Consider the following 25,160-nt stretch of genomic DNA (forward strand, 5'->3'; position numbering starts at 1 on the left):
TGAATGCCGTATTACATGCAAGAACCAAAGAGGAGTCCTGAACAGGTTGCTCCTCTTTGGGATGAATCTCTAATATGGGTAACTGATTATTTTACTTTTTTCGCGAAGTATTCCAGCGTGCGAACCAATTGAGCAGTGTAGGACATTTCGTTGTCATACCAAGCTACTGTTTTAACCAGTTGTTGGTCGCCGACAGTCAATACTTTCGTTTGTGTAGCGTCGAACAGGGAACCGAAAGTCATACCTTTGATGTCCGAAGATACGATTTCGTCTTCAGTGTAACCGAAAGTTTCTGGGTCAGCAGCAGCTTTCATTGCAGCGTTAACTTCGTCCGCAGTTACTTTCGTTTTCAGAACGGATACCAGCTCAGTCAAGGAACCAGTTGGAACCGGTACACGTTGTGCAGCGCCGTCCAATTTGCCTTGCAGTTCAGGGATAACCAGGCCGATCGCTTTTGCAGCACCTGTAGTGTTAGGGATGATGTTCTCAGCAGCTGCGCGAGCACGACGGAAGTCACCTTTCGCATGCGGAGCATCCAGCGTGTTTTGGTCGCCAGTGTAAGCGTGGATGGTTGTCATCAAGCCTTCAACGATACCGAATTTATCATTCAGTGCTTTAGCCATTGGAGCCAAGCAGTTCGTCGTACAAGAAGCACCGGAGATTACGGTTTCTGTACCGTCGAGGATTTCATGGTTTACGTTGTAAACGATGGTTTTCATGTCGCCAGTAGCTGGAGCGGAGATAACAACTTTCTTCGCGCCGCCTTTCAGGTGAAGCTCAGCTTTTTCTTTCGTTGTGAAGAAGCCTGTGCACTCCAGAACGATGTCAACGCCAAGCTCGCCCCAAGGCAATTCTTCAGGGTTGCGGTTAGCCAATACTTTAACTTCTTGGCCGTTAACTTTGAAGAATCCATCGTGTACTTCGATGTCGCCTTCGAAGCGGCCTTGAGTTGTATCATATTTCAACAAATGAGCCAACATTTTTGCATCTGTCAGGTCATTGATTGCTACGACTTCAATACCTTCAACGTTTTGAATGCGGCGGAAAGCCAAGCGTCCAATACGTCCAAAACCGTTAATCCCTACTTTTACACTCATTGATAGTTCCTCCCAGTGTTTGATTTTTTATTATTCAAGACAGGCCGGATAAAACCCGTCATGAGTAAACCTATTTAGCCCCGGATCCGTTGATCAACTCGCTTACGATCTCTTGCGCCGCCGCTTCATCGGTCACTAGGATATCCTCTTGGCCAAACCGCAATACGGCATGGATCGCTCTCGCTTTGCTCTTGCCGCCTGCAATGCCGATCACCGTCTCGGTCTGCATAATATCCTCGAGACGCAGGCCTAAGGTCAGCATTTTGTGCACGACGACGCCGTCTTCATTAAAGTAATATCCAAATGATTCCGCGAGCGCACCTTCTCTTCGGATTTCTTCGACCATGCTTGGCTCCAGCTTGCGCCGACGTGCCATCTCCATAGCGTCTCCGACCCCGTGCACTACGATACGCGCCTGCCGGATCATGTCCACGATATCCTGAATATTCGGATCGTGTACCAATGACTCGTAAGCTTCCTTCCCCAACAGATCGGGGACATGCAGCAAACGATACCCCGCACCCACGCGCTTCGCCATACCGGAAGCTATCGTGTTCGCTTGGATTTCCAGGCTCTCGCCAAGACCTCCGCGTGCCGGTACGAACCAGCTCTGCTTCATCGTGACGTTAGGCGGCGGATTCAGCTGATCTGCGACTTCCGCCAGCGTCGTGCCGCCGGTTACCGCAACCACCTCATCCCCGCGCATGACACTAAGCAGCGCTTTGGCGCCTGCGCGCCCCAACTCCCGCTTCACCAGCGGAGAGGCCTCACAATCTCCGGGTACAATCACTACTTTGCGCAGCCCATAATGCTGACGGATCGTCTCCTCCAGGTTGGAGAGGCCAAACAATTCTTTGACGACCGGCTCCAAATCCTCTAGCAACCGCCGTCCCGCGTCGCTGATTCTCATGCCTATATTCTCGATTTCTATCAGGCCTTGGGCCTTCAGGAGATCCGTCTCGGCACGCAACACACGCTCCGTCATGTCCAGCGAATTCGCCAAGGTTCTACGGCCAATGACATCAGACAACATGATCTGGTGAAGTATGGTGTACCTTTTCTTGAGAATGTCCATGAGATCAGGAAGAAGCTGCTTTTGAATCTCTAATATGTTTCGCATGCTTTCCACTCCTGCAAGCTTCGTCTTCTCTCTCCATCTCCTGGCCTTAAAATGTCCCGGGATAACTTTTTAAGTCCCACTGCTATTTTACTCAATATTCTCCTTAGTTGCAAGCCTGACGTCCGTATCATTTACTTTCTTCGGAGCAGTTATACCCCTAGGCACAAAGAATCCCGCAAGAACCTGACATTTGAATCAGAGAATTGTCGAAAAATAGGCCAGCTGTGTCCCGCAAGATTGCGGATGAGGGGATAAGTTCGGTCATTTTCATAGAAAAAAAGACCCTCCCGTATGGGAGAGCCTCTTCGAATATCTACATCATTTTATGGTTTCTCCATGGTTCAATTGTTCAGTCGGATCGACAATGCGCTTTTGGATTCCATCCGCAAACTCGGCAATTCAGTCCCCCGGAGACGCAAGCGAACGTCAGACGCCTGCTCGTCGTCATTAAATAGTACAACCCCAATCGAATCGTCCATATTGCGGAAAGCGACGGAACGAATCGAGGGCTGGTCCGACTCGGCGGCGATTCTAACGGCCATCGGGCGGATCACTGTGCTGAAATGGGCCAGCGCATAATAGTCCAGCGTATACTCGAGCTCGCGGGTCTGCTGGTTCACCGTTACGATCCCGCGGCAGGTGCTGCGGCCAAAGCCTGGGACGGTCGGACCATTCTGCTCATCTAAAGCCATATTCCAAAGCACCAGCGATTGGCTGTGATTTCGCAAGATCTCAATCCCCGTCCGCATGACATTGGAGAACGCCGGTTCAAACGCCGGAATCCATTCCCCGCCGGAGCCTTCAGTGAAATGAACCTCTTTGTCCGGGAAAGCCTCCTTCACTTGGCTTTGCGCTGAGGCTTCCCCACCATACCAATGCCACGCCACCCCATCGACGGCTTCGCCTGCTTCCTGCAGCACGGAGAGCGGATACTCCGGCCGATCCCAGTTATGGTCATACGCCAAAATCTTCGTGGAAAAGCCATGCTTCACAAAAGCCGGCTTCAGATAATTTTTCACAAAATCCGTCTGCATCTCAGCCGTCATTAGCATCCCCGGATAATGCCCAGGCACATACAGCGGTTCGTTCTGCGGCGTCACCGCATAAATGGATAACCCGTGCTTAGCGTATGATTCGATATAACGGACAAAATAGTTCGCATACGATTCGTAATACTCCTTCTTCAGTTCCCCGCCGATCATGGAACCGCTCGTTTTCATCCAGCCCGGTGCGCTCCAGGGGGAGCCAAACAGCTTGATAGACGGATTTAAGGCCAGCGCCTCTTGTAAGAGCGGTATGACATCAGCTTCATCATGTTCGATCGAGAACCGCTGCATTTCCGGATCGGTCTCCCCTTCAGGCAAATCGTTGTAGCTATAGAAGAAACGGGCATAGTCAGAGGCCCCCATCGGATTGCGCAACACGGATAGGCCGATGCCCTCCTCCGGGTCAAACAGCTTCTTCATCAAGATGGATCGCTGCTCTTCGGGAAGCACCTGATGAATCAGATAGGCAGCCGAATCGGTAAAAGACGCCCCAAACCCATCCATCGTCTGATAAGTGACGCTTCCGTCCAATCGGACCTCGACCTCCACGGCAGCCGAATCCGTCGGCCGCAGTTGTTCCTCTGTTGTACGGACAAAAAGGGATTGTTCTCCAGTGGAATAATAAATATCAAGCTCACGCATGCTGTTTCCCTCCACTTCTTTTAATGAGCTCGGTTATTTGAGGCCAAGTTTCTCTTTATTGGCTTTCATTTTCTCCGTACGGATTTGCACGATTTTATCCCAACCGTTGTCCTCAAGGAACTTCTTGTAGTTGTTAAGCGTGCTTTCGAACTCTTCGTCGCTCTTCGCGCGAATCAGGCTGACCATCGTCGTGTTCCAAGTCGTGTTAATCGCGGTTAAGGAGCGGGCTTCTGGAGATCCGGCATCCGGATTGATATTTTCAAGAACGAAGTGAGGGTACAGCTTCCCTTTGCCCCACTCTTGCATTTGCTTGATCGAATCCGGGAATGCATCGGCACTAAGCGCTTTATGGCGGTCATGGCCAAAGAACATAAACTCACCCATGCGGTATTCCTTCTTGAATTTATCCGCATCCTTCTGCTGCAGCTCTTTCACTTCCGGCGTAAATTGGACCGTGCCATCCGCATTTTTCGTATAGGTCTCGCCTTCGATGCCGTAGTTCATCAGCATTTGGCCTTCTTCATCCAACAGGTACGTGAAAATTTGAATCGCCTTCGCCGGGTCTTTACATTGCTTCGTGATAAAGCTGATCATCCAGCCGGTTATCCCGGATTGGTTCAGCTTCGGCGTGTTGCCCACTGTGCTTTGCGGTCCGTCGATTGCCAGGTAGGCTTGATCCGGATGGGCGGTGGCGAAGATTTGCAAATTACCGCCTTGCTGCGGCGTTCCGTCCAGCAACATCGTGGCGTATTTGCCAGCTTTCACTTTCTCTTCAAAAGCCGGGCCGTCATCGGCAAAGCTGTCGTCGCTGATATTGCCAGCTCTATGAACATCATTTAACGTTTTGAGCCAAGTCAGATAATCTTCGTCCAGATTGCGGTTGTAGAACTCGCCGTTCTCCGTTTCCAGTGGTACGCCAAGGAAGTCTTGGAACACATCTCCCAAGGAGCCCGTCCCTTCGCCAATTGAGTTAAATCCAAACGGAATCAGTTCTGGGAATTTGTCTTTAATTTGCTGCATCACATTTTTGAATTCCTCAGGGGTACCGAACTTAGGCTCACCCAGCGCTTCATACACGTCCTTGCGAATCACAAAAGCGGTCTTCGCAGGAATGTTACCGCTGTCATAATCGGCCTGCGTGTTAGAGTAGTTCGGATAACCGTACGTATTGCCGTCCTCTTGCTTAAACCAGTTGAGCGTATCTTGCGCAGCGACTTTGTTGAAATAAGGGTCGTATTTTTCCGCCAGCTCGTTCAGCGGTAAGGCCCAGGAAGAGGCCTTCTGCACGACGGCCGAATTGGAATCGAATACGGTGATCAAGTCCGGCATGTCGCTTCCGGCAAAAAACGTATTCAGCTTGGTGTCATCGCCGGTAATAAATTTGATATCAATATTCAAATCTTCCTTGATCTTCTTCGTGACCACATCATTACCGAAATCGGTATTCCACCAATCGGCGTTCACGTACCAAGTCAGCTGGGTTGGCTCTTCTTTCTTATCCAGCTTCCAGGCCGGCGTATTCGCGTCCAAGGCATAGCGATCATCCAGCGATACCTCTTTGGCTGCCTTCGAGCTGCCGCCGGAGCCGCCGCATCCGGTAACAATCAGCGCAGCGGTGAGCAGAGCAGCGCATGCGGTCATCCCTTTTCTTGCAAGACTTTTGTTCAACTTAAGCATTCGTTGTACCCTCCTTTTTTTGTAAGAAGCATAGCTAGTCCAACTCGCTGATCAAGCCTAGCGTTTCATGCGGATGCGTTACTCCTTCACCGCCCCCAGCATCATGCCCGAGATGAAGTACCTTTGTAATAATGGATAAATCACAACAATCGGCAAAGTCGTAATCACAATTGTTGCGAGTTGAACTCCTTTGGTCGTCGTTTCAATCACGACGGAACCCGCGATGTTCTGCATCGATTGGGTTTGGGACTGCACAATGATTTCGTACAGCTTCATTTGCAGCGGATACAGGTATTCATCTGTGATGTACAGCTTGGTTGTCAAAAAGTCGTTCCACTGACTCACCCCGTTGAACAGAGCGATGGTCGCCATCGCCGGCATAGATAACGGGATAAAGATTTTCAGGAAAATTCCCCAGTCACCGGCACCGTCGATTTTGGCGGATTCCTCCAGGGAATCAGGCACGTTACGAAAGAAATTCATTAAGATCACGACATCGTAATAACTGAACAAAGCCGGAATGATATACACCCAGAAGCTGTTCAGCAGCCCCAGGGATTTAATCAGCAAGTACGTCGGGATCATGCCGCCTGAGAAAAACATCGTAATAACGCCCATCGTCACGTACAGCTTGCGACCGCGGACATTGTTCTTGCTAAGACCGTAGCCGATCATCGCACAGAAGAAGACGTGAGTCACAACGCCGATCACCGTCTTGAGGACCGAGATCAGGAACGACTGCCAAATCGTATCGTCTCGAAACACCGCCTGGTAGTTCTCCAAGGAAAACTCCTTAGGCCAGAAGACAAACCCGCCTTCGGCAAGAGCTCTTCCCGAACTAAAGGAAGAAACAATGACGTTCCAGAGCGGAATCACAATAACGATCGTAAATATGATCAGGACCGTCGCGTTCACCGTATCAAAGATTCTGCTGTCGAGATCCCGTTTGAGCACCTTTCGATTCATGGCTACTGCTCCTTCCTTACAGGACAGATTGATTATCGTTGAGTTTGCTGGTCACCTTATTTGCCAGCACCAACAAAATGACCGATACGACCGAAACCCCAAGTCCAACGGCGGTCGCGTAGGAGAAGTCCCCCTGCGTTAACCCCATCCGGTACACATAGGAGTTAATCACCTCGGCCCTTTCACGGTTCTGAGAGTTCATCAGCACCAAGGTTTGGTCCAGGTTGGAGCCAAGCAGGCCGCTGATGGTCAGAATCAGGTTCAAGCTGATAATCATCCGCATATTGGGCAGCGTGATGTTCCAAATTTGCCGGAGCCGGCTTGCCCCGTCGATCTTCGCAGCTTCATAATAGGTCGGGTCGATCTTGGCCATGATAGCGAGGTATAGGATCGTACCCCAGCCCGCCTCTTTCCAGACATCCGAAAGCACCGCGATCCACCAATACTTGCCCGGATCAAGCAGGATATTTTGCGGCTTCGAGATCAAGCCCAAGTCCAGTAGCAGTTGGTTGAACATCCCGGTCGTCGAAAACCAGGTGATCAGCATCCCGCCAAGTACGATCCAGGACAAAAAGTGCGGCAGGTACGAGATCGTCTGCACGATTTTTTTGAACCGCCCCATCCCGACCTCGTAGATCATAATCGCGAGAATAATCGGGATCACGAAGCCGATGGCCAGCTTCAGGAAGCTGATCCCCAGCGTATTCACCACGGATTCCCAGAAGTATTTGTCGGTGGCGATAATCTTGAAGTTGTCCAAGCCTACCCATGGAGCGGAGCTTAACGTATCGATGACGGTATAATTTTTGAAAGCGATCGTTAGTCCGTAGATGGGAATGTAGCAAAAAATAATCATAAAAATAATGCCCGGCCAGATCATCGACTGGATTTCCCACTGCCTGCCGAAATCGATAAAGAACTGTTTCACTCGGATTCTCATCGGCTTTTTGGCTGACGCAGTTGACTTCGCCATTTTGCGCTCCTCTCTTTATCCCGTATGGATAAAAACGTTTTTATTTTTAGCAATAGAGCCCCTTTAATTAACCGCTTACAATTCTCGCTGAGCTCAAGTTCAGCTCCGTCTCAGCTTCTCTTAGCTTAAACGTACATGACTTGAGCCCCGCACAATCAATTGACCATCCAGCTTCTGCACCTTGCCCTGTTCCTGCTTCTTAATCATGTTCACCAGGTGATTAACTGCCAAGATCCCTTGTCTGGCGATTGGATTACGAACCGTCGTCAGAGGCGGCGTAAAATACTGGGCAATATCAATATCGTCAAACCCTACGACGCTGATGTCCCTTGGAACTTCGAGGCCATACGAACGCAACGCTTTGATACACCCGATGGCGCTCAAATCGTTACCGGCCAGAATCGCGTCCGGCACTTTGCCCGGATGCTTGTGAATAAACGCCCGGATCGCATTATAGGTACTCTCTTCCTCAAAATACCCCTGCACAATAAAATCCTCATCGATCGGCAGCTGATGCTCCCGCAAGGCTGCGAGATATCCTTCTTTCCGCTGTACGCTGTCATACATCGTATCGACGCCGGAAATGTAGGCGATTTTCTTATGGCCCAGGCTGATCAGGTATTTGGTCGCTTCATAAGCGGACGCATACGAATTGAAAATCACGGTCCCCATCGTTTCCTTCTGAATCACCCGATCCAGAAATACCGCCTTGACCTTGTCCTTCTCCATCATCGCGATATCATGGTCATCCACCCGCAATTCTTCGTAGATGATCACGCCATCCACCCGGCGGCCCATAATATTGCTGATAATCGTTTGCTTATCGGCAGTAACCATGACATGCAGACCGTAACCCAACCGCTCGCTCTCGCGCGCCATCGACTCCACCAAAATGTAAAAATATGGCCCGGATACACTCGTCGTAAAAAAACCAAGCATGTTCGTCTTCTTCGACTTCAGTTGCTTCCCGTTTAAGTTCGGTACATAATTGAGCTGCTTAGCAACCTTCAGCACATGGGATTTGGTCTCCGGATTCAACACATCCACATCGTTCAGCGCGTTGGATACCGTAGAGATCGAAACCCCTGCTGCCTTGGCTACATCCTTAATGGTGACTTTCCCCATCCCTGATTACACCCTTGTCTATAAAAACGTTTTTATATATTCCTCAAATTATCATAGAAACGCTTTCATGACAATCCCCTATTTTTTGATCCCTTACAAAAAAAAGATCCGCCACACCTCTTTGGGGGTTCCCATTTATTTTCTGCAAAACCTTTGGATCTGCACCTTGCATTTTGTGTGGAAATGCCATATAATCTATTTTGTTCGCTAAATTTGCGCCCGTGGTCCAATGGATATGACGTAGGCCTCCGGAGCCTGAGATCGAGGTTCGATTCCTCGCGGGCGCGCCATTATAATACACATGCAAAGTCCTGTCACAGAAGTGTTCTGGACTTTTTTATTATCTTGAGTTTGACTTTCTTTGACTTTCTCAAATAAATTGTTTATGATGAGATTAATCCTCATCATTTCCGTCAATTCTTAGATAGAGATGATGAACCCAAACCATTCCATTCGACGGGGCGGTTCACTTGAACACCCGAATTTTAAGGAGGTTTTATCGGTGAGTTATATTCCTATGGTAGTAGAACAAAGCAACCGCGGCGAACGCGCTTATGACATTTATTCCCGTCTGCTCAAAGACCGGATCATTTTCCTGGGCTCACAGGTCAACGACGTTGTGGCCAACTCCATCATTGCTCAGATGTTGTTCCTGGATGCGGAAGATCCAACCAAGGACATCCACCTCTACATTAACAGCCCTGGCGGTTCCATTACGGCCGGTATGGCGATTTTTGATACCATGCAATTTATCAAAGCCGACGTCTCCACGATCTGCGTTGGGTTGGCGGCTTCGATGGGCGCCTTCCTGTTGAACGCAGGTGCACCTGGCAAACGTTATGCGCTGCCTAACAGCGAAATTATGATTCACCAACCGCTCGGCGGAGCGGAAGGTCAAGCGACGGACATCGAGATCCGCGCTCGCCGCATCCTCAAGATGCGCGATAAACTGAACCGGATCCTCTCGGAACGCACGGGTCAACCGCTGGAACGGATCGAGAAGGACACCGACCGCGACTACTTCATGAGTGCGGCAGAAGCGAAGGAATATGGCTTGATCGACCAAGTGATCGAGAAAGTGAATCCCGCCAAAGCTTAAGGCGATATAGAAAAGGCTGCTCTCCGAACAGAAAATGCTGTTCGAGGAGCGGCCTTTCTTGTTATATTTATCTTTAAATACCTTAACGCGAAGGTTCAAAAAGTCGGATCGCAAGTTAGTACAGGCCCATGCCTCTAGAGAGGCCTTCCTTCTGCTGGCTGTCTTTCGACTGACTGTCTTTCAGCTGATAGCCCGTCTGCAGATAGCAATTCTGCTGGCTGCTCTGCTGCCGATAGCGTGTATCTAGTAGCACTTCTGCTCTAACGCTGATGAGAAGCACTATTGGGGCGAAATTAGCGTGCTCGCGGCTCTAACGACGCTGAGAAACACTATTTCGACGGAAATGCTTATTTATAGGCAGATACGGAGGAAATAAGCAGTCTGGTAAGCGTTACAGTTGAAACATCGTAATTTTGGCAGGAATAAGGTCGGTGGCAAGCGTTAGAAGTCTGACTTTTTGAACGATATTTTTTAAAGGAGCGAACCGGGAAATGGAATCCAGAAAAAAATTGTATGAAGTAAGCCGTACGTTAGCGGATGTCGCCATGGGCAAGGCCAAAGCGGATTTGGTGGTTAAGGGCGGCACCTTAGTCAACGTGTATACCGGAGAGCTGCAGCCGAATACGGACGTCGCGGTGGCTGAAGGGCGGATCGCCTTCGTGGGGGACGCAACGCACACCATTGGCGAGAACACCGTCGTGATCGATGCGGCAGGTCGTCACCTCGTTCCCGGGCTCCTGGACGGGCATATGCACGTGGAGAGCACCATGCTGTCGGTGGCGGAGTTCGCCAAAGCTGCGCTTCCGAAAGGAACGACCGGTATTTTTATGGACCCGCATGAAATCGCCAATGTGTTCGGGGCGGAGGGCGTGCGCTGGATGCACGAGGAGGGCCAGGCCTTGCCGCTGAAGGTATATACGACCTTTCCTTCCTGCGTACCCGCCACCGATCATTTGGAGGATGCCGGGGCGTCGCTGGACACCCGCGATATTGCCGACGGGATGACTTGGGACGGCGTTGAGGGGCTGGGCGAAGTCATGAACTTCCCTGGCGTCGTATTCGGAGACCCGAAAATGCTCGGCGAAATCCAAGCCACAATGGAAGCGGGCAAAACCGTCACCGGGCATTTTCCAAGCGACGACGAGCGGATGCTCCAGGCTTACATCGCCTCAGGCGTGACTTCCTGCCACGAGACCGTGACCCGGGAGCAAGGGCTCGCCAAGCTGCGCCTCGGCATGCACCTGATGATCCGGGAGGGATCGGCTTGGCATGACGTCAAAGAAGTGATCAAGGTCGTCACCGAGGATAAGGTGAATACCTCGAACATTATGCTGGTCACCGACGATGTGTATCCCCAAACCTTGATTGAAAAAGGTCACATGAACCATGTCGTGCGCAGGGCGATTGAAGAGGGCGTCGACCCGGTGACGGCGATCCAGATGGGGACGATCAATACGGCGCGGTACTTTAAGGTCGACGGCGATGTGGGGGGCATTGCGCCAGGCAAATGCGCGGACCTGCTGCTGATCGACGACCTGCGGCGGATGGAGCCGTCGACGGTCATCACCGACGGCAAAGTCGCCTATGACGCCGGACAGCTCTGCGTCCCGTTCCCGGCGTACCCGTACCCGGCGCAGGCGCGCGCTTCGGTGAAATTGGCGCGTCCGCTGACCGCCGACGATTTCCTCTACCGCAGCGCCAGCGGCCAAGCGGAAACGACGATCCACGTTGTCGACGTGATCGAGAACAGCGCCCGCACGGCGAAGGGGACGGCAACCGTTCCGGTTGACGGAGATGGCGTCGTGCGTCCGGGCGCCGAGCAGGACATCGCCACGCTGGCCTGCATCGACCGCCACCGCGGTTCCGGCGAGCTGTCCCTCGCCTTCGCGCGCGGTTTTGGGCTCACGCAAGGAGCCGTGGCCTCCACCGTTGCCCATGACAGCCATAACCTCATCGTCATGGGGACGAATCCCGAGGACATGGCGTTTGCTGCGAACGAGCTGGCGAAGCTGGGCGGCGGCATGATCGCCGTCCTGAACGGCCAAGTGCTCGCTGCCGTGCCGATGGCTATCGCTGGCCTGATGTCCGATCAACCGCTGGAGACGGTGGTCACCCAGGTGAATGAGCTGGAGGCCGCCTGGAAGCAGCTCGGCTGTCAGCTGAACGCGCCGTTCATGACGTTTTCACTGATCGCCCTGCCGGTTATTCCGGAGCTGCGGATCACCAACCGCGGTCTAGCGGACGTGAACGAGTTCAAGCTCGTGCCGGTCGAAGTCGGTTAAGCCGCAACCAACAACAGCGACGGCAATAACAACAGCAACAAGCTCTCTCACTTGAAAAACCCGCCAAGAAAGGTTATCCTCTCTGGCGGGTTTGTTTTTCGCAATTCCTGCAAAAGTGCAGTTCTCTGCCTCATGCGGCCGTCGCACAGCCGATGCCGTGCCGCCGGAGACGCTCGCACCTACAGATGAGCACGCAGCTCCTCCACCGACTCCCGCCGCACCAGCTCCGTATCCAGCAGCACCAGCTCCCCGCCGGCCGCCGCCCCGTCGATCAGCTCAAGGATTTTGCGCGCGCCCATCCGGCTGAGCTGCTCAATCGGCCGCTTCACCGTCGTCAGCGGCGGATTCGTGTAATGCGAGAAGCCGATGTCGTCAAAGCCAACGACCGAGACATCCGCTGGAATCCGCATTCCCGTCTCTGTCGCTGCCTTCATCGCACCGATGGCCATGTCGTCGTTGCAGCAAAACACCGCAGTTGGCCGCTCCGGCAACGCCAGCAACCGGTGCATCGCCAGATAACCGCTCTCCACGTCGTAGCAGCCCTCGACAAGCCATTCCTCCCGTACGGCCAAGCCCGCATCCTTCATCGCCCGCAAATACCCTTCCTTGCGCTCCTGCGTCGACTTATAGCCGGCAATTCCCTCTACCAGGCCAATGCGCGTATGCCCGCAGCCCGCCAAATATCGCGTCAACTCGTAAGCCCCTGCCCGGTCATTGGACACGAAATTGACGATGGTCGGATCGTCCGCATTCCGATTCAGCACGACCAGAGGAATTCCTTGCTCCCGCACATGACGAATAAATGTGTCGTCACGCTCACTTTGGCTCATGAGCAGGATGCCGTCGAACCGCCGCCGATGGATCGAGCTAAAGTCCTCAAAATCGTCAATCCCCCGCAGAAACAAGTTGTACTGGACGCCAACCTCCTGACTCACACCGCGGATCGCCTCGGCCAAGAAGCTGGAGGAAGTCCCTTGAACCATACTCGTAAAAAACAATCCAATCGTATGCGAACGCTGCAGCACTAAACTTTTGGCGTTATAGTTCGGCACGTAGTTCAGCTGCTCAGCAATCTCCATAATCTTGCGTTTGGTCTCCTCTTTAATCAGCGGGCTGTTGTTCAACGCCCGGGAAACCGTCATATGCGAGACATTCGCCAGCTTGGCGATGTCTTTGATCGTAGCGGACATGAAGCAGCGTCAATCCTTTCTATGCCTCAGGAAAAGCAAAATACCGCTTAGCATTGATGTAGCAAATATCCGTGACGATCCGGCTCAGCAGAGCATAGTCCTCCGGCGCCTCGCCGCGCTCCACCCAATCGCCAAGCACGTCGCATAAGAGGCGGCGGAAGTATTCATGCCGCGTATAGGACAGGAAGCTGCGGGAGTCCGTCAGCATCCCGATGAACTGCGACAACACGCCGAAGTTGGCCAGCGTGTGCATCTGCTGAATCATACCGTCCTTGTTGTCGTTGAACCACCAAGCGGTGCCAAATTGGATTTTACCAGGAACGCCCCCGCCTTGGAAGCTGCCCATGATGCTGGCCAGCGCCCAGTAATCATTGGGGTTCAGCGAATACAGGATCGTCTTCGGCAGCCCGCTCTCCTGCTCGATGGCGTCCAGCAACCGGGCCAGCGCTTCAGCCAAAGGACCGTCGTTAATCGCATCATAGCCCGTATCCGGACCCAGCCGCCGGAGCATCGCCGTATTCGTGTTCCGCAACGCATGGATATGCAGCTGCATCGCCCAGCCCCGAGCGGCGTACTCCTTGCCAAGGAACACCATCGAATACGATTTGTATTTCCGTTCCTCCTCCGGCGTCACCGAACCCTGACTCAGCGCCTTAGCAAAGATCGCTTCCACTTCCTCCAGCGTCGCTTCCTCGTATTCCAGCGTATCCAGCGCGTGGTCTGATACGCGCCCGCCGGCCTCATGGAAGAAGTCGATCCGTTCCCGTAACACATCCAACAGCGTTCCATATCTCTGAATCGACTTACCCGCCGCCGCCTCCAGCTTCGCCAGCCAAGGTTTAAAGGTATCGCGATTAATCTCCAGGAACTTGTCTGGTCGGAAGCTCGGCAGCACCAACGTATCGAAGCCTTCCAGCTCCTTGATCTTCAAATGGTACTCCAGCGAATCCGCTGGATCATCCGTAGTGCAGACCACCGTCACCTTCGACTTCGTAATCAAATCTCGCGCGCCAAATCCTTCACTTTGCAGCTGGGCATTCGCTTGTTCCCAGATGATCGGTGCAGTCTCCTCATTCAGCAACTCATCAATCCCAAAAAAACGCTGCAACTCCAAGTGCGTCCAATGGTACAGCGGATTCCCCAGCAGCTGCGGCACCACCTTCGCCCAAGCGAGAAACTTATCGTAATCATCCGCCCCGCCGGTGATCCGTTCCTCGTCGATGCCGCAAGCCCGCATCACCCGCCATTTGTAATGGTCGCCGCCCAACCAAGCCTCGGTTAAGTTGCGGAACGTCTTGTTTTCGTAGATTTCCTGCGGGCTTAAATGGCAGTGATAATCGATAATAGGCAGGTCCTTCGCATACTGATGATACAATTTCTCCGCCGTCTCGCTGCCAAGCAGAAAGTTTTTCCCTAAAAATGTCTTCGCCACTTCTCATTCTCCCTTCCCTTTAATTCCGAAGTTCAACCAATTGTTAACGTTAACAATAGCCGTGATGCTTATATTGTAAACGTTTTATCAGAAAACGCAAGAGAGAATATCGGCCCTGGCCCGCAGATCACATTCAGCAAAAAAGCCCCCTCAGCCGCGAATGCAGCCAAGAGGGCATGAGCCTAGATTCGACAAAACCTCAGCGTGTGTTGAAATCAAACGGATTCGTTCCCGGCGGCAGCAGTTGGCTAAACGGGAAGTAGAATTCCGGGAAGCCAAACACGTAAGGCAAGTATTCGTATAGTTGGAAAAAGATCGTCACGCCCTCGTCCTTCACATAATACGACGGATTCGAGCCGATCGTTTTGAAGTTCCCGAAGTAACCTTCCGTCTCCTGCAGCTTCTTGGCAATTTCCGGATCCACGATGCTGCGATAATTCGGGTTTGCCCGGAGCAGCTCGTCCAGCGTCAGCAGCTTTCCGTTATCCAGCCGGAAGGTCAAGCCGTCACGTACGGTAATCCCGTGCGCACCGCCAGTGTAAGAGTACCAATCCTGATAAAGACTGAGCACCCCGTCACGGTTGTACGTCACTTTGTAAGTCCCGACATACTCATAAGGGTTCCCGCTGGGGGTTGAAGGCTGTCCCGCTTTCGCTTCCTTCAACGCATTGGCCACAAATTTCTCGGCTTTTACCTTAAACAGCTTATTGATCTTCTTCTGTACCGACTTGTGCTTTAATCCGCTCACCTGCGGATAGTCGACTTTAATCGACGCTTCGGGAATTTTCTTCACGATCGTATGATTCGTGATTTTAACGCCTTGCCGCTCCTGCACCATTGCCGAGCCTGTCTCTGGCTTCTCCCCGCTGATCTGGACCGGAGCCTGCGGCGCGGCTTCTGCCGGAACAACGGTCAAGCCGGAGATCATCAAGCCTGCGGTCATCAGCGAAGTGATCATTTTTACCGTATTACGCTTCACTTGTTATCGCCACCCTCTATCGGTTAATACCTAAATTATGACCCGGGTGGCAAAAATTCATGTACGCAAAAACGCCAGCACGCCTTCCCTCACGGAAAGCGCCTGGCGCTGTTGCAATAGGTAAGCCGATCTTACTCACGGCCGCTCTTCAATTCGGTCCAGTACCGGTCGTACAGCTGCAGCTTATCGCCTACGTCACCCAGCCATTCAGTACGAGACAGCTCATCCTCGGACAGATTAATCATCTTGTCGTTCCGGTATTCTTCGCTGTGGAACTCAGCAGCTTTCACATTCGGATCGCTGTATCCGATTGCTTCGTAGTTCTTCGCGCTTACTTCCGGATCAAGCATGAAGTTGATAAACTTCTCAGCCAGCTCTTTATGCTTCGAATCCTTCGGAATCGCGTAGTTATCCGACCAGATCGTGCCGCCTTCCTTAGGTACCACATAAGCGACATCGGGATTGTCTTGAGCGATATAGGAAGCGTCACCCGACCATACGGTGGCGATCCAGCCTTCTTCTTGAATCATTTTTTGCTTGATGTTATCCGTATCGAAGGCCAGCACACTTGGCAGCAGCTTCTTCAAGTCCTCCACAGCCGTTGTGATTTCACCTTCGTCGGTGGAGCTGTTGGAATAGCCGTTCTTTTTCAAGGCCATGCCAATGACTTCGCGGTTATCGTCCAGCAAAATGACTTTGCCCTTGTATTCCGGATTCCACAGATCCTCCCAGCTGTCGATCTCATCTTTCACGTATTTCTTGTTGTATGCAATCCCCGTCACCCCTGAGGTGTATACGATCGAGTATTTATTTCCCGGATCGTAGGAAGGGTTCTTATAGGCGTCTGACACGTTGGCGAAGTTCGGAATGTTGTTCATGTCCAGCGGCGCCAGCAGATCCTGCTTGATCATCGTGGCCACCATATAATCGGACGGTTGAATCAAGTCGTAACCGCCGCCGCCCGCCTTAATTTTAGCCAGCAAATCCTCATTGTTGGCAAATACGTCATAATTGATCTTTACGTCGAACTCTTTCTCGAACTGCTCCAGCACTTCTTCGTCAAAGTTATCGGCCCAGCTGTAAATGTTAAGCGTCTCCTTCGACGATCCGCAACCCGACAACAGTCCGGCAACCAACATCCCTGCCAGTACGAAACCGGCCCATCTCTTTTTGTTCAATTCCCAATCTCCCTTCGATTTCGTCTTATGGAATATCAAAAATCGCCTAAAATGGCAGCACTGATTGTTTCTTCTGGCCCTTGCCGCGATTGAGTACAAATTGCGCCAGGAAGATCAAAGTGACCGTCACCAGAATCAAAATCGTACACAGTGCGTTAATTTCCGGGGAAATACCCCGTTTGACCTGCCCATAGATATATATCGGCAATGTGGTCGAATTTGGCCCGCTGACAAAGAAGCTGACCATGAAATCATCCAAAGACAGCGTAAACGCGATCAAGGCCCCGGAGATAATACCCGGAGCAATTTGCGGCAACGTCACATATCGGAAGGTTTGCCACGAGCTCGCCCCCAAATCCTGCGCCGCTTCCTCCAGTTGACCTCCCATACCGGAAAGCCGGGTGGTGACAACAACGTAGACATAGGACAAGCTGAACGTGATATGAGCGATGATGATCGTTATTTTGCCCAGCGGCATATGGAGCTGATTAAACAACACCAGCAACGACAAGCCCATGATGATATCCGGAATGATAATCGGCAAATACAGCAAGCCGCCCATCCCCGACTTCAAGCGACGTCCGATCTTCCGCATCGCGAGCGCCGCTAGTGTACCAAGCACCGTCGAGATCACCGTTGAGACGATCGCTACAGTTAAGCTGTTGGCCAGCGCCTCCATGACATGGCGATTATCAAACAGCGAGATGTACCAGTCAAACGTAAATCCGCTCCAATCAGCCGCCAGCCTGGAGCTGTTAAATGAGTAAGCTACGATAAACAGGATCGGCACATAGATGAAAATCATCATAATCAGCGAATGAACGCCGAGCAGCGGATGGCTTTTGGTTTTCATGAACGCACCTCCCGCACCCTTTGATAACGGGACGTCATCGCCCGATTAAACAGCGCAATCAGAATCAGCGAGGTGATCACGAAGATCACGGACAGCGCCGAACCAAACGGCCAGTTGCGCGCCCCAAGAAACTGACTTTGAATGATGTTGCTGATCATCGCCGATTTCGCCCCGCCGAGAATATCCGTCACGACAAACATGCCGGTCGTCGAAACGTACACCAGCACAGAACCCGTCATAATCCCCGACTTCGTTTGCGGCAGCGTAATGTGCCAGAACGCTTTCCAGCGCGACGCGCCCAAATCGCTGGCCGCCTCCAGCAGTCGTTTGTCCATCTGCTCCAACGCGACAAAGATCGGCAACACCATAAACGGAATAAACGTATACACCATACCGAGCAACACCGCGCCCTTCGTGTACAGCATCTGCAGCGGCTCAGAGATCAGTCCGATGCCAAGCAAGAACTCATTAACGATCCCTTGCGTCCGCAGCAGCAGCACCCAGGCATAGGTACGGATCAGGAAGTTGATCCAGAACGGCACGGTAATTAGCACAAGGCCCCAGGTTTGCATTCTCGGACCGGTGTTTGCGATATAATAGGCCAACGGGTAACTAAGCAATAGACATAATGCGGTCGTCAGCACGGATAACACAATCGTATCCCAATAGATGCCCAAATATAACGGGTCAAAAAATAACGCATAGGCATCCAAATTAAAGTCCAGTACCACATTGCCCAGCTCGTCACGTCCCATAAAAGAGATGCCTACGACGATCAGCATCGGCACAACTAGGAACAGGCATAACCACAGGAACACCGGCAGCATGCTTAAGCCAGATTTTTTCATGATCCGATGACCACCTCATCCTCCGGCTTCCAATCCACCCCAACCGTCTCCCCGATTTGCCATGTACGCTCATCGTTGACATCCAGCACGATGGATACGGTCATCGGTTCGTTCTCCAGCTGCACGATCAGCTTATGCACGCCGCCGAGGTATTGCACGTCCATCAGCTCGCCGCTGCGTTTCGTTTCCACGCCTTCCCCGCTCCGCACGGCCTTGAGCTTCTCCGGACGTACAGCGAATAACTGCCCGTCTCGGGAGAAAATATTGTTCTCACCAACGAAGGTGGCCGAAAACAACGTGGCCGGCTGTGCGTAAATTTCCCGCGGGGTGCCGATCTGCTCCACTCTGCCGCTGTTCATCACGACGATGCGGTCAGACATCATCATCGCTTCTTCCTGGTCATGCGTGACGTAAACGAACGTGATGCCCAGGCTGCGTTGCAGCTGCTTGAGCTCAGCCTGCAGGCTCTTACGAAGCTGCAGGTCGAGCGCACCCAGCGGTTCATCGAGCAGCAGCACCCGCGGCTTGTTGGCGATCGCCCGGGCGATCGCCACCCGTTGCTGCTGCCCGCCGGACAGCTGGTGCGGGTATCGCTTCGTGAGCGCGGTCAGTTGCGTCATCTCAACCGCCTCCCGCACACGTTCCTGTTGCTGCTTGATCGGCATCTTCTTCATCTTCAATCCAAAGGCGACATTCTCTTCCACCGTCATATGAGGAAATAAAGCATAATGTTGAAAGACAAGGTTCAAATCCCGGCGATTTGGCGGCAAATTCGTCAGGTCCTTTCCGTCCAGCAGGATTTTCCCGGAGGTCGGTTGCTCAAACCCGGCGATCATGCGCAAAATCGTCGTCTTGCCGCAGCCGCTTGGGCCCAGCAAGGTGAGGAATTCCCCTTCCTTAATCGTGAGCGATAGCGGATGCAAGGCGACCTGTCCCGCAAAGTGCTTCTCCACCGCGGCCAGTTCTATCATCTTTGCATCAACTCCTTCAATGTAGGCTTGTCTTCCTAAGAAAAAAAAGCCATATCCATTGGTATGGCTTTATCGGGTACTTCGATTCATTTTTTCGCATATTCACTATACCTTGTTTTGGCGCGGGTTACAATAGTTTTTGTTGGGTTCTATGGGAGTCAAAAACAAAACCACCTCCAAATAATGAGAGGTGGTCTAAAATTGACTATTTATTTCAACTCATACATCACCGTTAACGTGGTTTGCAGGTCGATTTCGCCTGGTTCCACCGGTGTGCTCACCGCAGAATCCGCTGCCGCCATTTCCATCATTTTCACGTTCTGTGTGAAAATCGGTGTGTTTGTGCTCCCTTGGCTGATGCTAAGCACAATCCCCAGCTGGCGGTTGGCCGCTTTCGCGATCGAGGCGGCTTTCTTGTTCGCATCATTCATCGCTTTTTGAATCACTTGGTCTTGGTACAGATCCGGATTTTCGGTGCTGAAGCGAATATTATTGATCCGGTTGGCTCCCGCCGCAGATGCCGCATCCAGCAATTGTCCTACTTTCGACAAATCCCGGTAAGTGACCTCCAACGAGTGCGAAGCGCTGTATCCCTTGATCTGTTGGCCTTCCTTGTCGCTGTACGTATAGTTCGGCTGTACGTAGAATTGACCGGTTTGAATGTCCTTGTCGGCAATCTTCCACGTCTCCTTCAGCAGCTTCGTCAGCGCAGCCACTTTAGTCGCATTGGCGCTTTGAGCCTCTTTCGCTGTCTTGGCCTCCGTCACTACCCCAATGGACAGATACGCCACGTCCGGCTTCACGGACAGCTCACCGCTCCCCACCACCGTCACCACATTCTTTTGCATTTCGCCATCCGCATAAACCGGCACCGGCGCGTTAAGGGCACCGCTTACAAAGATTCCTCCGGCAATCAAGGTTCCCGCAACCAGCAAAGAAGCTGCCGGCTTCAACCAGGTTTTCATTTTTTCATGACCTCCATTCTGTTTTCGGTTAAAGATTGGTAATTTTACCTTCTAAACGTAAATCGTGGACAAATGTTGCAGTATAAAGCAAAAAAAGGATGATCCCGTGATCCTTCCACGGAAACATCCCCTTGTTTCGCTAAGGCTTAACCAGCGTTTACTGGTTCTCCAGCTCCTCTTTGCTGACTAAATTGATTAAAGCGTTTGCAGCCTGCTCAGCGTCCGCACCTTCCGCACTAATGTAAATTTCGGTACCTGTGCTAATTGCAAGGCTCATAATCCCCATGATGCTCTTGGCGTTCACTTTTTTATCGTCTTTCTCAACGAAAATCTCTGAAGAATATTTATTCGCTTCCTGAACGAAAAGCGCAGCCGGCCGAGCATGCAGCCCCGTTTTCAAACGAACGGTAACCGGGTGTTTAACCATGAAAACTTACCCCCTATACGAATTCAATCCATTTCGTCACATTCGTTGACATTATAATTTCTATCATTATAGCATACGGAATACAAATCACACTAGCAGCAAAACCAGATTAGCCTCCGCGAATTTTTTCAGCAAGCTCATCGATCTTGCGTAACCGGTGATTTACCCCCGATTTGCTGACGGTTCCTTTCAGCAGTTCGCCCACTTCCTTCAAGTTCATATCCGGATGAGCCAAGCGAACCTCGGCGACCTCCCGCAGCTTCTCCGGCAGGTTCTCGAGCCCAACTTCCTTCTGCAGCAGCTTGATGTTGTCAATCTGCCGGACCGCAGCGCCAATCGTTTTGTTCAAGTTGGCCGTCTCGCAGTTCACGATGCGATTGACGGAATTGCGCATGTCGCGCATAATTCGCACGTCCTCGAATTTGAACAACGCCTGATGTGCGCCGATGATGCTGAGGAGCTCGATGATTTTTTCGCCTTCTTTGATGTAGAAAATAAAGCCTTTCTTCCGCTCGATGCAGCGTGCGTTCAGATGAAACTCGTTCGCCAGATCGACCAGCGCCTTGCAATGCTCTTCGTACATCGAGGCGATCTCCAAATGGTAAGACGAACCCTCCGGATTGTTGACCGACCCGCCGGCCATGAACGCCCCGCGCAGATAAGCCCGCTTACAACAGTTTTTCCGTGTGAGCTCCGGATTAATCCCGGGATGAAAAATAAACCCCTCGGAGACGATTTTCAGCTCCTTTAGAATCTCCTCCACCCGAGCCGGAATGCGAACGATGTAGACATTGTTTTTCTTGAGGCGCATCTTTTTGCGGACTAGCAGCTCCGTGTGAATGTGGAAATGCTTCTTCAACAAGGAGTAGATCCGCCTTGCGATCGCGGCGTTTTCGGTGGAAATATCCAAAACGATCTTCTTGTTCGAAACCTGCACTGATCCGTTCATTCGGATGAGGGCGGATAGTTCAGCCTGCTCACAGCAGTCTGAGGCTTCGACCATCGTCAGCTCTTTTTTGGTTTGCGCCGCAAAGGACAAGAGACTCACCTCTTTCGTAAAATCCAGTTTTCAACTAGTTGGTATATATGATGGCTTAATTTATCGGCATCATGCCGCAAATATCTGCGGAACAACACCAGGGTATCGGCAATCACCTTATAGCCTTGACCCGTCACGTTATCCCAGTCCACCTGGACGGGCTTGGCGCCTTTCTCCGCGTAAAAATCCTGAACCTGCGGCGGAATTTCGCCGTCGTTCACGATAACGTAGTCGAACAAATGCTTGCCCACGTGATTATACACGGCTTGCAAATGGTCGCTGACCGTATAATCGTCCGTTTCGCCCGGCTGGGTCATAACATTGCATATGAATATTTTGATTGCGGAGGTATTTTCCAATACCGCCTCTGCCAGTTTCGGTACAAGCAAATTCGGAATAATGCTGGTGTACAAGCTGCCCGGTCCAATCAGAATAGCGTCTGCCTCCCGAATGGCCTCTACGGCCTCCGGCAATGGCTCGACCTCTTCCGGTTCAAGGAAAATGCGCTTGATCTTGCCTCGAACCTCCGGGATCTTCGATTCCCCAGTCACGATTGTACCATCTTCCATCTCCGCGTGCAGCACGACCGCCTGACCCGCAGCCGGCAACACGCGCCCGCGTACGGCAAAGACGCGGCTCAGCTCACGCACCGCGGTGACGAAATCACCGGAAATATCGGTTATTGCCGCCAAGATCAGATTGCCCAGACTGTGCCCGGCCAACCCCGAACCCGATGCAAACCGATAGTTCAGCATATCCGACAACAACGGTTCGACGTCAGCCAGTGCGGTAAGTACGTTGCGAATATCCCCGGGCGGCGGCATTTGTAATTCGTTGCGCAAGATCCCGGAGCTGCCCCCATCGTCGGCTACAGTTACAATAGCCGTGATATCGAGCGGTCTCTCTTTCAACCCGCGGAGCATGACAGACAAGCCAGTACCGCCGCCCATCACAACGATCCGCGGAACTCTTATATCCTTAGCCCGATGTATCACTAGGTTCACCTCTTAATGAGGGTTCAAAAAGGGAACAGGTTATCCTTTTGAATGTCCTCTATACTTGCAGGGGGCTTGGTTAGCGGTCCCGGCCTTCGTCGCGATGACTGACGCGAACCGTTTCCGTTTCGCTGACGCCAAGCATCTTACCCAGGTACTCGGCAATGGCAACCGAACGGTGTTTGCCGCCGGTACAGCCGATGCCGATGATGACTTGGCTTTTCCCCTCTTTATGATATTGCGGCAGCAGGAAATGCAGCATATCCAGCAATTTAGTCAAGAATGTCTGCGTCTCCGGCCACTTCATAACATATTCATATACCTCGCTGTTTTGTCCCGTGAGCGGCCGCAGCTGCTCGATGTAATGGGGATTCGGCAGGAAGCGCACGTCGAACACCAGGTCGGCATCGATCGGAATCCCGTATTTGAATCCAAACGAAGTGATGTTCACCGATAAATTGCTGCTCTCCAAATGCGAGAATCGGGAAATGATCTTCTCCTTAAGCTGTGCCGGCTTCATGTTGCTGGTATCGATCACTTGAGTTGCCGACATCCGCAGATCATCCAACATTTTGCGTTCCAGCCGGATACCGTCCAGCGGCATCCCGTCCGGGGCCATCGGATGGCGGCGGCGGCTCTCCTTATACCGCTGCACGAGGATCGAATCGGTGGCATCGAGGAACAGGATTTCACACTTAATGGTGAAATGCTCCTTAATAAAGCTAAGCGACTCCGAAAGCGCCGTGAAGAACTCCCGGCCGCGCAGGTCGATGACCAGCGCAACCTTGGCGATTTTCCCTTTGGATTGTTCAATCAATTCTGCGAATTTGGGAATCAGCACCGGAGGCAAATTATCTACGCAAAAAAATCCGAGATCCTCCAAACTGCGCACGGCCAACGACTTGCCTGCCCCCGACATGCCCGTGATAATGATCAGATTGGCGACCGAACTTGTTTCTTTCTCCGGCATGAGTATTCCCTCCTCGCGTACTTCTCCTTGTCCATAATCTAATTGTAACGGACCGTAATGACTCTATTTCTCGATTTCCCGGCTATTTCCCACTGTAACGGACCCCAGATACCTTAAAGGGCTCTGAGAATGGCCACTGAGCAGCATTTCCCACAAATAAGGTCTCCTCAGTCCGTTAGAAACTGTCATCCGTTCACGACAGGCAAATAACGGCTCTGGTGTCCGTTAGATGCTTCGTGATGGAAAGACGACCTCTTGAACTACCTTATGATTAAGAACGGAGGAAGAGGCCAGCGGCACCGACCATTCCCGCGTCATTGCCCAAGGTTGCAGGAACGATTTGCATGCCGCGTTGCACCGGCTCCGGCGTCAATTTGGCGAACACGCTGCGAACTTCGTTAAACAGAATGTCACCGGCTTTGGACACGCCCCCGCCGATAATAAACAGCTCTGGATTCAGAACGACAGCGACAGCCGCCATCGATTTGCCCAGATAGAAGGCCGCCCGGTTCACGATGCGAATTGCCGCCTCGTCACCCGCTTTAGCTGCATCAAAGACGTCCTTCGCCATAATGTTCTCCACATGAGCCAGCGAAGTCCGGTCACCGCGCGCTACGGCATCTTTCGCCATGCGAATAATCCCCGTAGCCGAGGATACGGTTTCCAAGCAGCCCATTTGGCCGCAGCCGCAGCCGATCGCTTCCAGATCCGGAACTACAGACATATGTCCAAGCTCTCCGGCCATTCCGGAGAAGCCTTGATAAATCTTCCCGTTAATGATGATCCCGCCGCCAACGCCGGTTCCCAGCGTGTAGCATACGCAATTGTCGATGCCTTTGCCTGCACCGCCCCAAGCTTCACCAAGTGCGGCCACATTGGCATCATTGTCTATTTTGATTGGCTTGCCCAGTCGCTCCTCCAAAATGGCGCGAATCGGGAAATCCTTCAAACCTACATTCGGCGCCAAAATGATGATCCCTTCGCGGACATTCGTAAACCCGGCGACCCCGGCGCCTACCCCGGCCACCTGTTCCCAGGCGAACGGCGATTCTTCCACGACACGCCGGACGTACTTCTCGATATTCGCCACGACCGTATCCGCGCCCTTATCGACTTCGGTCGGTCCTTCGTACGTATGAAGAAGCTGCCCTTCTTCATTGCAAATGCCGACTTTGACTGCCGTACCTCCCAGGTCAACGCCAATGTAGATTTTTTCAGACATTTTCACAAGCCACCTTTTTCATAAATATATAGATCATTTACATACCTATACGTGCAAAAAGGCC

At 52.1% G+C, this 25,160-nt stretch carries 23 protein-coding genes and 1 tRNA gene; 3 read left to right on the forward strand and 21 right to left on the reverse strand.

Annotated elements, in window-relative coordinates; translation table 11 throughout:
• Window positions 1–86: 86 nt before the first annotated feature.
• The 7 genes from gap to C812_RS17560 form a co-directional block, all read right to left on the reverse strand.
• Window positions 87–1,097: a type I glyceraldehyde-3-phosphate dehydrogenase gene (gene gap / locus C812_RS17530; protein WP_016314003.1), complete on the reverse strand. Its 1,011-nt coding sequence runs from the start codon at window positions 1,095–1,097 to the stop codon at window positions 87–89.
• Window positions 1,098–1,167: 70 nt separating this feature from the next.
• Window positions 1,168–2,217, reverse strand: a complete 1,050-nt coding sequence (locus C812_RS17535) for a sugar-binding transcriptional regulator (RefSeq protein ID WP_016314004.1) — start codon at window positions 2,215–2,217, stop codon at window positions 1,168–1,170.
• A gap of 341 nt (window positions 2,218–2,558) precedes the next feature.
• The gene (locus C812_RS17540) at window positions 2,559–3,905 is read right to left on the reverse strand and encodes a glycoside hydrolase family 30 protein (protein WP_016314005.1); all 1,347 of its coding nucleotides are present in this window, start codon (window positions 3,903–3,905) and stop codon (window positions 2,559–2,561) included.
• Window positions 3,906–3,938: 33 nt separating this feature from the next.
• Window positions 3,939–5,582: a type 2 periplasmic-binding domain-containing protein gene (locus C812_RS17545; protein ID WP_016314006.1), complete on the reverse strand. Its 1,644-nt coding sequence runs from the start codon at window positions 5,580–5,582 to the stop codon at window positions 3,939–3,941.
• Window positions 5,583–5,660: 78 nt separating this feature from the next.
• Window positions 5,661–6,548, reverse strand: a complete 888-nt coding sequence (locus C812_RS17550; RefSeq protein WP_016314007.1) for a carbohydrate ABC transporter permease — start codon at window positions 6,546–6,548, stop codon at window positions 5,661–5,663.
• Window positions 6,549–6,564: 16 nt separating this feature from the next.
• Window positions 6,565–7,521, reverse strand: coding sequence for an ABC transporter permease (locus tag C812_RS17555; RefSeq protein WP_016314008.1), 957 nt, complete (start codon window positions 7,519–7,521; stop codon window positions 6,565–6,567).
• Between the two features lie 120 nt (window positions 7,522–7,641).
• The gene (locus C812_RS17560; protein WP_016314009.1) at window positions 7,642–8,646 is read right to left on the reverse strand and encodes a LacI family DNA-binding transcriptional regulator; all 1,005 of its coding nucleotides are present in this window, start codon (window positions 8,644–8,646) and stop codon (window positions 7,642–7,644) included.
• A 215-nt stretch (window positions 8,647–8,861) separates the two neighbouring features.
• Here C812_RS17560 and C812_RS17565 point away from each other — a divergent pair.
• Window positions 8,862–8,936, forward strand: a tRNA-Arg gene (locus C812_RS17565).
• 212 nt (window positions 8,937–9,148) lie between these two features.
• The gene (clpP, locus tag C812_RS17570) at window positions 9,149–9,745 is read left to right on the forward strand and encodes an ATP-dependent Clp endopeptidase proteolytic subunit ClpP (RefSeq protein WP_016314010.1); all 597 of its coding nucleotides are present in this window, start codon (window positions 9,149–9,151) and stop codon (window positions 9,743–9,745) included.
• 115 nt (window positions 9,746–9,860) lie between these two features.
• Here clpP and C812_RS22610 read toward each other — a convergent pair whose 3' ends face one another.
• Window positions 9,861–9,998 (reverse strand): hypothetical protein, encoded by a 138-nt coding sequence (locus C812_RS22610; RefSeq protein ID WP_167669335.1) that lies wholly within the window; start codon window positions 9,996–9,998, stop codon window positions 9,861–9,863.
• A 238-nt stretch (window positions 9,999–10,236) separates the two neighbouring features.
• On the opposite strand from C812_RS22610, the gene ade reads away from it, so the two are divergent.
• Complete coding sequence (ade, locus tag C812_RS17580) at window positions 10,237–12,027, forward strand: adenine deaminase (protein WP_016314011.1); 1,791 nt, start codon at window positions 10,237–10,239, stop codon at window positions 12,025–12,027.
• 179 nt (window positions 12,028–12,206) lie between these two features.
• Here ade and C812_RS17585 read toward each other — a convergent pair whose 3' ends face one another.
• The 13 genes from C812_RS17585 to C812_RS17645 all read right to left on the reverse strand — a co-directional run bounded on the left by C812_RS17585 (window position 12,207) and on the right by C812_RS17645 (window position 25,096).
• Window positions 12,207–13,217: a LacI family DNA-binding transcriptional regulator gene (locus C812_RS17585; protein WP_016314012.1), complete on the reverse strand. Its 1,011-nt coding sequence runs from the start codon at window positions 13,215–13,217 to the stop codon at window positions 12,207–12,209.
• A 19-nt stretch (window positions 13,218–13,236) separates the two neighbouring features.
• Window positions 13,237–14,649: a glucuronate isomerase gene (gene uxaC, locus C812_RS17590; RefSeq protein WP_016314013.1), complete on the reverse strand. Its 1,413-nt coding sequence runs from the start codon at window positions 14,647–14,649 to the stop codon at window positions 13,237–13,239.
• Between the two features lie 199 nt (window positions 14,650–14,848).
• Window positions 14,849–15,628, reverse strand: a complete 780-nt coding sequence (locus C812_RS17595; protein ID WP_016314014.1) for a DUF3298 and DUF4163 domain-containing protein — start codon at window positions 15,626–15,628, stop codon at window positions 14,849–14,851.
• Between the two features lie 131 nt (window positions 15,629–15,759).
• Window positions 15,760–16,767, reverse strand: a complete 1,008-nt coding sequence (locus C812_RS17600; RefSeq protein WP_157274752.1) for a polyamine ABC transporter substrate-binding protein — start codon at window positions 16,765–16,767, stop codon at window positions 15,760–15,762.
• A gap of 85 nt (window positions 16,768–16,852) precedes the next feature.
• Window positions 16,853–17,659, reverse strand: coding sequence for an ABC transporter permease (locus tag C812_RS17605; protein WP_016314016.1), 807 nt, complete (start codon window positions 17,657–17,659; stop codon window positions 16,853–16,855).
• A complete protein-coding gene (locus tag C812_RS17610) occupies window positions 17,656–18,507 on the reverse strand; it encodes an ABC transporter permease (protein ID WP_016314017.1) in 852 nt (283 codons plus the stop codon). Before C812_RS17610 ends, C812_RS17605 begins: the two co-directional genes overlap by 4 nt.
• A complete protein-coding gene (locus C812_RS17615; RefSeq protein WP_016314018.1) occupies window positions 18,504–19,478 on the reverse strand; it encodes an ABC transporter ATP-binding protein in 975 nt (324 codons plus the stop codon). Before C812_RS17615 ends, C812_RS17610 begins: the two co-directional genes overlap by 4 nt.
• 209 nt (window positions 19,479–19,687) lie before the next feature.
• Window positions 19,688–20,443, reverse strand: coding sequence for an SIMPL domain-containing protein (locus C812_RS17620; RefSeq protein ID WP_016314019.1), 756 nt, complete (start codon window positions 20,441–20,443; stop codon window positions 19,688–19,690).
• A gap of 157 nt (window positions 20,444–20,600) precedes the next feature.
• A complete protein-coding gene (locus tag C812_RS17625; protein WP_009224994.1) occupies window positions 20,601–20,870 on the reverse strand; it encodes an HPr family phosphocarrier protein in 270 nt (89 codons plus the stop codon).
• A gap of 109 nt (window positions 20,871–20,979) precedes the next feature.
• On the reverse strand, window positions 20,980–21,909 hold the full coding sequence (gene whiA / locus C812_RS17630; protein ID WP_016314020.1) for a DNA-binding protein WhiA: 930 nt from the start codon (window positions 21,907–21,909) through the stop codon (window positions 20,980–20,982).
• 5 nt (window positions 21,910–21,914) lie between these two features.
• Entirely contained in the window at window positions 21,915–22,859 is a 945-nt protein-coding gene (locus C812_RS17635) for a gluconeogenesis factor YvcK family protein (RefSeq protein WP_009224996.1), read from the reverse strand.
• Window positions 22,860–22,983: 124 nt separating this feature from the next.
• On the reverse strand, window positions 22,984–23,874 hold the full coding sequence (gene rapZ, locus C812_RS17640) for an RNase adapter RapZ (RefSeq protein ID WP_016314022.1): 891 nt from the start codon (window positions 23,872–23,874) through the stop codon (window positions 22,984–22,986).
• A 271-nt stretch (window positions 23,875–24,145) separates the two neighbouring features.
• On the reverse strand, window positions 24,146–25,096 hold the full coding sequence (locus C812_RS17645) for an ROK family glucokinase (protein ID WP_009224998.1): 951 nt from the start codon (window positions 25,094–25,096) through the stop codon (window positions 24,146–24,148).
• Window positions 25,097–25,160: the final 64 nt, after the last annotated feature.

Source organism: Paenibacillus barengoltzii G22, from assembly GCF_000403375.2.
GTDB classification, from domain to species: domain Bacteria; phylum Bacillota; class Bacilli; order Paenibacillales; family Paenibacillaceae; genus Fontibacillus; species Fontibacillus barengoltzii.